This is a genomic window from Sorangium sp. So ce321, assembly GCF_051530195.1.
Lineage (GTDB): Bacteria > Myxococcota_A > Polyangia > Polyangiales > Polyangiaceae > Sorangium.
The window spans coordinates 2286981-2299517 of the sequence record NZ_CP150329.1; the positions used below are offsets into that span (position 1 = coordinate 2286981).

Annotated in this window: 8 protein-coding genes; 2 read left to right on the forward strand and 6 right to left on the reverse strand. The window is 70.1% G+C overall.

The genetic code is table 11. From position 1 onward, the window contains the following. The 5 genes from WME89_RS08905 to WME89_RS08925 form a co-directional block, all read right to left on the reverse strand. On the reverse strand, positions 1-396 hold the full coding sequence (locus tag WME89_RS08905) for a RidA family protein (RefSeq protein WP_436625879.1): 396 nt from the start codon (positions 394-396) through the stop codon (positions 1-3). A 141-nt stretch (positions 397-537) separates the two neighbouring features. Next, entirely contained in the window at positions 538-1602 is a 1065-nt protein-coding gene (locus tag WME89_RS08910; RefSeq protein WP_438008787.1) for a hypothetical protein, read from the reverse strand. 366 nt (positions 1603-1968) lie between these two features. Further along, positions 1969-5010: an N-acetylmuramoyl-L-alanine amidase gene (locus tag WME89_RS08915; protein WP_438008788.1), complete on the reverse strand. Its 3042-nt coding sequence runs from the start codon at positions 5008-5010 to the stop codon at positions 1969-1971. 274 nt (positions 5011-5284) lie between these two features. Next, on the reverse strand, positions 5285-6760 hold the full coding sequence (locus WME89_RS08920; RefSeq protein ID WP_438008789.1) for a sigma-54-dependent transcriptional regulator: 1476 nt from the start codon (positions 6758-6760) through the stop codon (positions 5285-5287). Then, on the reverse strand, positions 6757-8301 hold the full coding sequence (locus tag WME89_RS08925; protein WP_438008790.1) for a HAMP domain-containing sensor histidine kinase: 1545 nt from the start codon (positions 8299-8301) through the stop codon (positions 6757-6759). The genes WME89_RS08920 and WME89_RS08925 overlap by 4 nt, the downstream gene beginning before the upstream one ends. 250 nt (positions 8302-8551) lie before the next feature. Between WME89_RS08925 and WME89_RS08930 the strand changes: the two genes are divergently transcribed. Then, positions 8552-10297 (forward strand): SulP family inorganic anion transporter, encoded by a 1746-nt coding sequence (locus WME89_RS08930; RefSeq protein WP_438008791.1) that lies wholly within the window; start codon positions 8552-8554, stop codon positions 10295-10297. Positions 10298-10453: 156 nt separating this feature from the next. After that, positions 10454-10918 carry a hypothetical protein gene (locus WME89_RS08935; protein WP_438008792.1) on the forward strand — a complete coding sequence of 155 codons (465 nt, stop codon included), beginning with the start codon at positions 10454-10456 and terminating at the stop codon, positions 10916-10918. A 645-nt stretch (positions 10919-11563) separates the two neighbouring features. On the opposite strand, the gene WME89_RS08940 is transcribed toward WME89_RS08935, so the two are convergent. Further along, entirely contained in the window at positions 11564-12535 is a 972-nt protein-coding gene (locus tag WME89_RS08940; protein WP_438008793.1) for a D-2-hydroxyacid dehydrogenase family protein, read from the reverse strand. Positions 12536-12537: the final 2 nt, after the last annotated feature.

A 12537-nucleotide genomic window follows, 5' to 3' on the forward strand; every position in this document is an offset into this window, starting at 1 on the left:
TCAGCTGGTGTGCGCGACGGCGCGGATCTCGATCAGCTGGTGCGGGAACGCCAGGCCCGAAACGCCGATGAGCGTGCCTGCTGGACGATGTTGCCCCACATATTCCTTGAAGATACCAACGCATCGCTCGAAATGCTCGCTCGGGTTCGTGAGATAGATGATCATCTCGGCGATGTTCGACTTCGTTACGTTGAACCCCGCCAGCACCCGATCGAGGTTCTCCAGCGTCTTCCGGGCCTGTGCCTCGAAGTCGCCCTCGCCGACGAACGCGCCCTGCATGTCGTGGGAGAATTGCCCCGAAATGTAGATGGTGCCGTTGACGCAGTAACCCTGGGTGACGCCGAAGCCGTCTTCCCACGGAACGCCGTGGTTGTAGGTGGTGGCCTTCTGTGTCATGTGAAATTCCTTACTATTTGGTTCCTCGCCGCGACATCGACGCGGCGTTGAGGACTGTAGCCAGGCCATTGACGACCGGATGTCTACACAGACGCGAAGAGCTTTCTTGGTACGCCTCCAGGCGCCCTGCTCAGCCCAGCGCTACGCGAGCATCGAATAGCGCTGCTCCGCGGCGAGGCACGGCGCCGGGTCGAGGCCGAGCTCGCGGCGGACGATGTTCGCCCCGCGCACCAGGGACACCATCTTGTGGAACGCGTGCATCCGGCTCATGCCCTGCCGACCGAAGCCGCAATCGCTGCTGAGGATCAGCCGCTCCGGCTCGATGAACCGGAGCGCCTTGCGGATGAGCGCCGCGACCTGCTCGGGCGTCTCCACCTCGAGGCTGCGGTGGTGCACGACCCCGATGGAGACCTTCTTGTCCTTGCCAATGACCTTGCCGATCGCCGGGAGCGCCGCGCCGCCGTCGCTCGCGGCCTCGAAGGTGATGACGTCGACGTCGAGCCGGTCGAGCAGCTCCAGCGAGCCCTCGTAGCCGCTCGTCGCGACCTCCACCCGCTGCGCCGCCGGGTTGCCCCAGCAGGTGTGCACCCAGACCTCGGTCTTGGCGCGCAGCCCGGCGACCTCGCGGTTGAAGGCGTCGATGTAGAGCCCCGTGGTCAGCTCCGCCCCCTTGTCCTGTCCGGCGACGTAATGGAGCATGGGCTCCTCGAGCTGGACGACGGGGCACCCGGCGTCGGCGACCTCGTGCAGCTCCTGATTGAGGCTGTCGGCGATGGCGAAGAGGAGCTCGCGGCGGTTCGCGTAATGCTGGTTGAGGACGACGACCTCCAGGAGCTGGCCGCAGCAGGTGCCGAACTTCATGGGCCTGCTCGTCAGGCGCTGCGCCGCCTTCCAGACGCGCGCGTACTCCAGCCCTCCCCGGCCGACCGGGCCGCGCACGAAGAAGGGGAGGCGGGCCTCCATCACCTCGTGGAGGATATCGCCCGCGGCCCGCTCCCGCGGCGACGTCCAGGGCTGGGGCCGGAGGCCGGGATCTTCCATGCCCTCCATGCGCTCGGCCAGATAGCTGAACCAGGAGCGGCCCCCGACATCCATGTCGAAGCGGGCGTCGCCGTCGGTCACGATATCGAGGCCCGCCCGGATCTGATCGGTGATGTGGACGGCGACCGCGTCGGTGTACTGCTCCCTGAACACGAGGTCGGCCATGGCCGTCGAGAACCGACGGCCCGCGAGGCCGGAGACATACCATGACGGCCGCGGTAGAGAGCCGGTGATGGTCGTTGCGAGTGGCTTGTGCTTCGTCGCGTGGATCAAGGAAACCTCCTGCGCATACCGTTGGAGCGCGCGCCGATGCTATCCCAGGGCGCCAGTGCAAGCGAGCCCGCCGATCGCGCCTGCGCGCGCGCCACTCCTGGCTGGAGCAGCGCTGCGCCGCGCGGGGGCAAGCGGCCTCACCCGGAGGCCCCTGGGCGAGGTCCGCCGAACGGGCGCCTTCGCTCGGCCTCTCTCGACCGGACAGGACCGAGGCCGAAGCGCACCATCGAACGACTTGCAGGGGCGGAGATCCAGGCCCTATACCACCCCCCAGACGCCGCTGGCTCCGTCGCCGCTCCCGAAGCGGCTGGCGACAGACAGGCCGGATGCGTAGTTCGATGCTCGGGTAGCGGTGAAGACCTCGATCTTCCCGGACGCCGTGTTCCTGGTCTTCACGAAGTAGACATCCCCGTTGGCCAGGACGCCGAAGGTGCCGTTGTCCGCGTCCCCAGCAGCAAACCGGGTGATAGCATGGACTCCCGCCGTGTACCCGGATGCGCTGGTGGCGGTCAACACCTCCACCTTTCCCGAGCCGGTGTTCCTGGTCTTCACGAAGTACACATCGCTGGTCTGGAGCATGCCGAACACACCGTTGCCGGCCTCGGCCGCCGCAAATCTGGTGCGAGTCGACAGGCCCGTCGAGTAGGTGGGCCCGAGGGCGGTGAACGCCTCGATCGTGCCCGTCCCCGTGTTCTTCTCTTTCACGAAGTAGAGGTCTCCATTGGGCAGCACCCCGAACCGGCCGTTCGCCCCGTCGCTCGCATCGAAGCGGGTGACGGCCGACAACCCCTCCAGGTAGCCGGAGCTGCGGGTGGCGGTGAGCACCTCCACCTTGCGCGACCCTGTATTCCTGGTCTTGACGAGGTAGATGTTGCCATTGCGGTGCATACCAACCCAGCCGTCGCCAGCGTCAGCCGAGCTGAAGCGGGTGAGCGACGACAGCCCCGCAGCGTGGCCCGAGCTGCTGGTCGCGGTGAAGACCTCGACCTTGCCCTGGGCGACGTTCGTGGTCTTCAAGAAGCAAAGATCCAGGAGCGGCGCTTGCAGAGGCGCGATGTTCACCTCGACGTTGGGCGTGATCTGCCCGAACCACGCGGAGCCCTCCTGCAGCATCTGCCACTGGAAGTTCCAGGTCCCTGCCGCCTCGCGGGCAGCTATTCCGAAGGTGAAGGTCACCTCGGCGTTGGGGGGCACGTCCCTGGGCACGGGAACCCTGCTCGTGCCCCAGCGGACATTGTCGGTGGGGTTCTGGGAACCGAGCTTGAACTGAGCACCCGCCGTCCAGGTCTCGGTGCCGACGTTTCGCATCGTGACCGCGACCACCTGCACGGCCCCGGGGGGGATGGGGTTGGCAACGGACTGCGAGACGAACACCGCGGCCTTGGTCAGCGCGGGCATGACACGCACCTCGAAGGCCGGAGAGGGCTGGCCGAGCCACGACACGAGCTCCCGGAGGACCTGCCACTGAAAGTTGTGCTTGCCCACGGTCAGCGGTGCCTTGATCGAGAAGTGGAAGGTCACCTCGGCGCCTGGGGGCACGTCGTGGGGCAGCTCGACCCGGTGCGTTCCCCAGAGGGTGTTGTCGGCAGGGCCCTGGCTGCCCAGACGAAACGATGCGCCGCGGGTCCAGGGGACCGTCCCGATGTTGCGAAACGTGATCGAGGCAGGCTGAGTGGTCCCCGCCACGATCGTGGCCGGTACGCTCTGGCGCACGAACAGGGCTTCCTTGGCCACCATGACGTTGACAGCGGCGTTTCTCTGCCCGAAGGGCCTGACCCCCTCTCGAATCATGCCCCACCGAAACAGGTGCTCTCCGAGCGTCTGCGGGGCGACGACGTTGAAGTGGAAGGTGACGTCCGACTGCGGATCCACGTTGGCGCCATCGGGCAGATCGACCCGGTTCAATCCCCAGGTCAGGTTGTCGGCCGGCTGCTCCGATCGCAGCCGGATCCGGCCCGGCCTCCACACCTGGTCTCCGATGTTGCGCATCGTCACGGAGACGGCATAAGCGCCGCCGGCGATCATCAAGGTGGGGACGCTCTGGGAGAGGAAGGCAGCGTCGTAGGTCGGCTGGGTAGGAAGCAGCTGCTCGAAGGGGATGCTGACCCGGATCTCGCTTCCCGCGATGGGCGCAACGACCCTGTTGAAGATGGACAGCCCGTTGCGGAGCTGGGCATCCGCCAGGACCCTGAACTCGATCACGTTGGTGCTGTTCGGGTTGAACGCGGCCTCGGGGAGCAGCCACTGGTACTGCGTGCCCCCGGACCCAGGATCGGAAGCCTGGACGTGCTGGGTGCCCTGAGGGACACCGTTCACGATCAACGAGACCTCGGATCCCGCGGCGACGTCGGCGGAGGCCAGGGTCGCGATGACGCTGGCCTGGCTGTCCTCCACGTGGTAGTCGGGAAGGTCGAACCTGTAGACGAAGGCGCCCGAGCCACCCCCTTTCAGGTACACGAACGGCGACCCGTCGAAGAACCCGAAGCCCTGTGTCCAGCTCGTACCATCGCTATAGTCCGAGGGGGCGATCATGGACTTGATCGGCCGGGGTTGCGGTCCGTTCAGGAGCAGATCGCGGACCAGGCTGCGGAACCCGTTCATGTTGTCGGCGATGTCCTTGGGATCGCTCTTGGCGTCCTGCGTCACGCCGCCCTTGGTGATAGCCTCTGGTCGCCACTCTTTATGTGAGCAGATCATGTCGGCCTCGAACCCGGTGGCGCGAGCGATGGCGGCCGCGAGCCGAGGGTAAACATACGTCTGGACGAAGGGTTTCCACGCCTCCTCGTCCCCATCGTTCTCGGCCTCGATCCCCCACACGCTGTCGTTTCCCTCGAGGCCGTTGAAGCCCTTGGTCCACCCCGCGTGAGTCGCGCAGCCAGCGGCGATAACGTAGATGTCCCCGAAGCGACCGAGGCCAAAGTTGGCCAGAGGACCGGGTAAGCCACCGTGCCCATTGATGATGACGTTCAACGTCGGGTAGTCCTTGGTCTTGTCTGGATCCGGCGTGCCGGTGTGATGAAGCACAAGGCCGCGGGGTACGAGCGGGCCCTCGTCGTTGGCCCTCTCTTCCCAGCCATCTTCCCAGTGGATGGGTATGCCCCGAAGCAGAGGGTCGGCCATCGCGGCCTTGATGATGGCGACGGTGTCGACCGTGGTAGAGGTCTTTTTGGTGCCCGGCCTGCCACTCTCGCCGCCGACATCTGCACATGGGCCCTGCGGCACTGTGGCCGACAGCTCGACGCGTGCCCCTTCCACATCCGATCTCGCCTCTGCGCTGGCCTCGTCTTTGGCGTCACTCATGATCGTCCCTTCCTCGGTTCGTCGCCATCGGTCTCGCGCTGGATCTCGCGCGCTGGCCGGCAGCGCGATAGCCCGCCTTCGCACGAAAATAGTCCACGAAGCCCCGAAGGGACGAAAATTCCGACTGGCCTGAGGCAGGTCGGACGCGAATCCTACGACATCAACACACCGCGCAACTCGAACTACCCACCTTCGTGGCGACTCCCTCGTTCGGAGCGCCCTCGCCGCGGGGGAAGGCCCCTCCGGCCGGTCGCCGCGCCGACGGCGGGCGGCGTCACTCCTTGAAGCTGGCGGACGAGAGGCCGTGCTTGCGGAGGAGATCGTAGAAGTCCGTCCGGTTCCTGCCGGAGAGCTTCGCGGCGGCGCTGACGTTGCCGCTGGCGCGGCGGAGGACCTCGACGAGGTAGGCGCGCTCGAAGGCGTCGCGCGCCGCCTTGAGCGAGGGGAGCTCCGCGCCCGCGTCGCCGAAGGCGACCGACATGGCGCCGCCCGCGGCGTCGGCGGTCGCGGGGGGCTCGGCGTCCTCGGGCTCCGCGGCGCTGGACCAGTTGTCCAGCTTGCGGGCGGGCGGCACGAGCAGGGCGCTCAGGTCCTGCGGCTGCAGGCGCTGGCCGCGGCAGAGCAACACGGCGCCCTCCATGACGTTGGCGAGCTCCCGGACGTTGCCGGGCCAGGGGTGCGCGAGGAGCACGCGCAGGGCCTCGGGGGAGATCTGGGGCTCGGAGAGGCCGTGGCGGGCGGCAGCGCGGGCGAGGAAGACCTCGCAGAGCAGGGGGATGTCCTCCACGCGCTCGCGGAGGGGGGGCATGACGATGGGGACGACGTGGAGGCGGTAGAACAGATCCTCGCGGAACCGGCCGTCGCGGACCTCGGCGCGGAGGTCGCGGTTGGTCGCGGCCACCAGGCGCACGTCGACGTCCTCCTCGATCAGGGAGCCGACGCGGGTGATGCGGCGCTCCTGGAGCACGCGGAGGAGCTTCACCTGGACCGCGGGGGGCGCGTCGCCGATCTCGTCGAGGAGGAGGGTGCCGCCGTTGGCGGAGGCGAAGAGGCCCTCCTTGTCGCGCGCGGCGCCGGTGAAGGCGCCGCGCACGTGGCCGAACAGCTCGCTCTCCAGGAGCTCGGCGGGCAGGGCGCTGCAGTTGATGGCGACGAACGGCTTGCCGCGGCGCTGGGAGAGGCCGTGGAGCGAGCGGGCCGCCAGCTCCTTGCCGGTGCCGGACTCGCCGAGCAGGAGGACGTTGGCGTCGGTGGGCGCGACCCGGGCGATGATCTCGCGGACGGCGGCGATGCGGTCGCTCGTCCCGAGCAGGCGCAGCTCGTCGCTCTGGGCGCCGATGATGCGGCGGAGGCCGGCGACCTCGCGGCGGAGCTTGCTGCTCTCGACGGCGTGCGCGAGCTTCTGCAGCAGGTCGAGGTCGTGGAAGGGCTTCGTGAGGAAGCCGTAGGCGCCGCGCCGCATCGCCTCGACGGCCGTCTCGATGGTGCCGTGGGCCGTGAGGATGACGACGGGCACGTCGGGAGAGCGCTTCTGCACCTCGGTGAGCACGTCGAGCCCGTCGCAGTCGTCGAGGCGGAGGTCGACGATCATCGCGTCGACGTGCTCGCGGGAGAGGACGGCGATACCCCCGCTGCCGGTCAGCTCGGTGGTGACCCGGTAGCCGTGGTGCTCGAGGCGCAAGGCGAGCAGCTCGCAGAGGTGCGGCTCGTCGTCGACGATGACCACGTGGGGTTTTCTGACAGAGCTCATGAGAGGGCGGCAGAGGGGTGTAGCGCAGCGGCGACGTGCTCGGAAGGCCGCTCCGTCGAGAGCGGCAGCCACAGGCGGAAGGTGGCCCCCGCGGCGCGTTCGCCGTCGCCGGGGGCCGCGCCGCTCTGGGCGTGCTCGTCGAGCTCCAGGTCGCCGCCGTGGGCGCGGGCGATCCTGCGGGAGAGGGCCAGGCCGAGGCCGATGCCGACGCGCTTCGGGGAGTTCGCGACCGGCTGCGTCTTGAACTCCTCGAAGAGCGACTGGCGGATCTCCGCGGGCACGCCGGGGCCCTGATCGGTGACGCTGATCATCACCCGGCTGCCCGGGCGGCCGCCGGGGCCCGCCGGGACGAGCTCGCGCCGCACGAGCACCTGCTGGCCGGGCTTCGAGACGGAGGTCGCGTTGCGCACCAGGTTGGCGACGGCGCGCTCGATGAGGGCCACGTCGACGCTGCACGGGGGGACGGCGCCCGGCGCCTCGATGTGGACGGTGACGCCGCGCTCGAGCGCCTCTTGCTCCTCCTCGCGCACGGCGCTGCGGATCAGCTCGTCGATCGAGGAGCCGTCCTGGAGGCGGATGGGCGAGCCGGCGCTGAAGCGGGAGAGGTCGAGCAGCGTGGTCACCATGCGGATCTCGCGCTCGCAGGCGACGCGGGCGATGTGGAGGATGCGCGCCTGGCGCTCGCTCAGCGCGCCGCCGCCGACGCCGTCGCCGAGGAGGGAGATCGCCTCGCGGATCTTCGTGAGGGGGGTGCGCAGCTCGTGGGAGACGGAGGCGAGGAAGCTCTGCTTGAGGGTCTCGATCTCGGCGAGGCGCCTGCGCATCGTCTCGATCTCCAGGGCGAGATCGCGCACCTCGGCGGGGCCGCGCACCTCGGGGGAAGCGTCGAAATTGCCCTTGCCGAGGCGCTGCGCCTGGGTGGCGATGGCCGCGAGCGGCTCGGTGACGGTGCGCGCGATCCGGTGGGCGAGGACGGCGGCGATGACGCAGGCGGCGACGGCGATGGCGAGGCCGTTCGACAGCGCCGCGTCGCTGGCCATGCGGGCGTCCTCCTCCTTGACCTGCGCGCGGGACTGGAGCTCGCCGATGCGCAGGACCCACGCGTCGGTGAGCTGCTCGTCGAGGCGCACGCGCTCGCGCTGGACGTCGGGGTCGGTGAGGCGATCGCACGTGTCGTCGTCCAGGGCGCGCTGCACGAGATGGAGGTGGCCGTCGATCGACGGGAGCATCGGGCCGGGCGGGAGCAGGGCGGTGTCGCCGATCTCCGCCTTCAGGACGGCAATGCGCTCCCGGAGGGTCGGGGCCACGCTCTCCCAGGGGACCCCGCGCACGCACGCCTCCTGGCCGCGCCGCATGGCGAGGCCCACCGCCCAGGCGGCATGGTGGAGCGCCGCCTCGCGGCGGAGCTCCTCGGTCTCGTCGCTCAGCAAGGTCTGCGAGGAGGTGATCCGCGCGAGCGACCCGAGCACGACGCCGAGGGCGATCAGCATCACGAGCACCGGGGCTGTATGAGAGAGGATGAGCCGTGTCAGGAGGCGCATGCGAGCGGCTGACTATGGCCTCCCGCGCCACCGGACGCACGAGTTGCGGACATTTCAGGATCTTCCGGAGGAGGGCTGCCGTTCGGGCCCTGTGGGACCCCACCGACGGTGTCGGCGGAGCCCCTCAGGCGGGTGTCGGCGGATCCAGACACCGGGCGGGCGGACGGCGCGCGGGCCGCGGAATCCGGGCGAGGCGCGGGCCTGGCACGTCCCGTGAACATGGCGCGTCGGAATGACCACCTCATCTGGCATGAGCACAAGGCCCCAACCAAGCTTCTGGGGCTCGACCTGGGCAGAGACGGTGACCTCCTGGAAGGAGATGGTCGCTCCCAGGAGCCTCGTGGACAACCTGCTGAGCGGGCTGACGGTGGCCTTCGTGGCGCTGCCGCTGAACCTCGCGCTCGCGCTGGCGTGCGGATTACCCGCGAGCGCCGGGCTGATCACGGGCGCGGTGACCGGCGCGATCGCGGCGCTGATCGGCGGGTCGCGGCTGCAGGTGACGGGGCCCGAGGTGGCGCTGGTGCCGCTGACCTTCGAGATCCTGCAGCGGCACGGGCCCCACGGGCTCCTGTGCGCGACGTTCCTGTGCGGCGTCCTGCAGGTGATCATGGGGGCCGCGCGGGTGGGGCGCCTCATCCACATGATCCCCGTCTCGGTGATCGGCGGCTTCATGGCCGCGGTCGGGCTGCTCGTCTTCAACTCGCAGCTGCCGCGGCTGCTCGGGCTGCCGGCGGAGATGAGGCTCGTCTCCTCGCTGCCGGGGACGGGCTGGCTCGCGCACGTGGATCTGTTCGCCGTCGGCATCGGCGCGCTGGTCATGGCGGCGACGGTGCTCTTGCCGAAGCTGCACCGGCGGCTCCCTGGAGGGCTCATCGGGCTCGGGGCGGCGATCGCGGCGGTGAGCGTGCTCGGCGTGGGCACGGCCTCGGTCGGGCCGATCTCGGCGTCGTTCCCCGCGCCGTCGCTGCCGGAGTTCCACCGCCTGGAGTTCATCGCGATCTTCCCCGAGGCGATCGCCCTGGCGCTGCTCGCGTCGATCGACTCGCTGCTGTCGGCGGTGGCGATCGACGCGCAGAGCAACGCGAAGCGCCACTCGAGCGAGCAGGAGCTCGTGGCGCAGGGGGTGTCCAACATGGTGAGCTCGATGATCGGCGGCATGCCGGTGGCGGGCGCGATCGTGCGGTCGTCGGCGGCGCTCCAGTGCGGGGCGACCACGCGGCTCGCGGCGCTCACGCAGTCGGTGACGCTGCTGGGGCTCCTGTACCTGGCGCGGCCGTTCGTGGAGCGGCTGCCGCTGGCGGGGCTCGCCGGCATCCTGCTCGTCGTCGGCTACCGGCTGATCAACTGGCAGCAGGCGCGGTTCATGTGGCGGGTGTCGCGGTTCGAGGCGTTCGTCTTCGTGGCGACCGCCACGTCGATCGTCGTGTCGGACTTCGTCGGCGGGGTGCTGATGGGCCTCGTGCTGTCGCTGGTCCACTTCGCGCACATGCAGCGGAGGGTGGACGTGTCGCTGGTGACGGCGCTGACCGACGAGCCGGCGGAGATCCCGCGGCTGCTCGAGCTGCCGGCGCGCCGCTCGCTCGGGCCGACGCCGCCCGTCGCGGTGGTGCGGGTGGAGGGGCCGATCTTCTTCGCGTCGCACACGGAGCTCAGGTCGCTCGCCGAAGGGGATCCGCTGCCGCGGCACCTCGTGTTCGACCTGGCGGGGGTGCCGCTCATCGACTGCACGGGCATCCAGGCGTTCCGGGCGCTGCTCGCGCGGCTGCGCGAGCAGGGGACGCGGGCCCTCGTGTCGCGGGCCTCGGAGGCCGTGGCGGAGCGGCTGGAGGAGGCGGGCATCCTCCGGGAGGTCGCCGGCGGCCGGGTGTTCCCGACGGTGGCCGAGGCGCTGGGCGCGCTGGAGGAGCCCGCGGCCAGGGCGAGCGTCTTCGCGGCGCCGCGGGGGCCGCTGGCGTCAGCGCTGCTCCGGCCGGAGGCGCCCGCCGGCGCGTCCTGAGCGCTCGACGTCAGGGGGCGCGCGGGCGGCTCGGCGCCCGCGCGCTCGACCGGGTTCGATGGGCCGGTATCGAGGGTCCAGATCGATGGCCAGATCGAATGACCGAGCGACGGACGAAGGTGAGAAGAGCTCCGCACGTCGGAGCAAGGAGCGTGTATGTCCTCGCGAAGCCCCAGCACGATGATCGATGCGGGCGTGGAGAGCCGGCGCGGCGGGGTGGGGCCCCTGAGCACCGGGGCGTCGGCGGCGGGAAGCGCGTCGATGCCGAGCGGACCGGCGGCGGGCGCGGCCTCGGTGGAGCACGGCGACGCCGAGCGGGAGATCCCACCGGCGGCGGCGCGGGCGCTGGCTCACGCCGCGGCGGACGGCGCGCAGGCGCTGAACGAGTCGATGGTGCTTTGCAGCGTGCTGCTGACGGTGGCGGTGGGATCGCTCGCGTGGTCGGTGCCGAGCCAGGGAGCGAGCGCGGCGCTGGCGCTCCTGTGCCTCGTGCTCATCAGCGTGGAGCAGGCGCAGGCGCGCCGGAGGTTCCGGCGCGCCGTGGCGCGGACCGGCGCGGAGCACGGGCTCACGGCGCCCGAGACGGAGCGCGGGGCGCGGGCGCTCCTCGATCCGAGGTAGAGCGCGCACCAGCGCGGCTCGCGCCTGGAGCATCGAACAGCTTGAAACGCCCGGGAATGAAGAGATTTGAACCACAGAGGCACAGAGGACACAGAGGAACAGCCAAAAAACTCTGTGGCCTCTGTGCCCTCTGTGGCCTCTGTGCCCTCTGTGGCCTCTGTGCCCTCTGTGGTTCATTTTTCTCTGGGTTTCAGCCTGTTCGGTGTCCCAGGCTCACCCGACGCCGCGGAGCTGGGCTATCCCGGGCTCATCGGATGGTGGTTCGGGGCGTGATGCGGACCCGGAGCCGCGGGGTCACCTCGAGCATTCGAAACGTCTCGACCCTTCGTGATCTGGCGTCGACCCGTCAAAACGGAAACAGCAAGGCCAGCGCTATCGCCCCTTCATCGCGCGCCGGTGCGTCCAGCACCCCGGACAGGCGCCCATCCGCAGCGCAGCGAGCTCCCGTGTCCCTCAGGACCGCGCACTCCGCGCGCCAGAAGATACCCAGGCAGTATTCCGCTTCCACTGCAATATCAGCCGGATCGGTTGGCGCCATCACGGTTGCCCTCCGTTTTATAATACTGTGAATCCGTTATAGCAGACAAGCGCGGCTGCGCCCGTCCCGGGGTCCGGGCTTCACGTCATGGACCAGCGTTCACGGGATCACAGCACGCGCACGGGCTGGCCCGCGCGGAACGCGGCGATGTCCTCGAGCGCGTCGCCGTAGAAGATGCGGTACGTCTCCTCGGTGACGTAGCCGAGGTGCGGGGTGAGCACGGTGTTCGGCAGCCGGCGCAGGGGGTGCTCCGCGGGCAGCGGCTCGGCGTCGAACACGTCGAGCGCCGCGCCCGCGAGCCGACCGCTCGTGAGCGCCTCGATCAGCGCGCGCTCGTCGACGATCGGGCCGCGCGAGGTGTTCACGAGCAGCGCGCCGGGCTTGAGCAGGTTGAGCTCGCGCGCGCCGAGCAGCCCGCGGGTCCTCTCGGAGAGCACCAGGTGGACGCTGACCACGTCCGCGCCCGAGAGGAGCTCGTCGAGCGGGAGGAATGTCGCGCCGTGCTCGGCGGCGCGCTCGGGCGTGAGGTTCTGGCTATAGGCGGTCACGCGCATGCCGAACGCGAGCGCGACGCGGGCGACCTGCGCGCCGAGGCGGCCGAGGCCGAGCAGCCCGAGCGTCTTGCCGGACAGGCCGAGCCCCAGGCTCGTCTGCCATTCGCCGGCGCGCACCGCGCGATCTTCGCGCGGGATGTTCCGCGCCAGCGCGAGCAGCAGGCCCCAGGTGAGCTCGGCCGTCGGATAGGGCAGACCTCCGGTGCCGGACACGACCACTCCGCGCTCGCGCGCGGCGGCCACGTCGATGGCGGCGTTGCGTGCGCCGGTGGTGACCAGCAACCGCAGCCTGGGGAGCTCGGCGAGCACCGCGCGCGGGAACGGCGTCCGCTCGCGCATCGCCACGATGGAGTCGAACGGCGAGAGCCGGTGCACGAGCGCTCGCGCATCGGCCACGTGATCGTGAAAGAACTCGACCTCGACGCCCGGCCCCAGCGTGTCCCACGCCGCGAGCGAGCGCGCCACGCGCTGGTAGTCGTCGAGCACGGCCACGCGGAAAGAGGCGGGCAGGGGACTGGAGGACATGT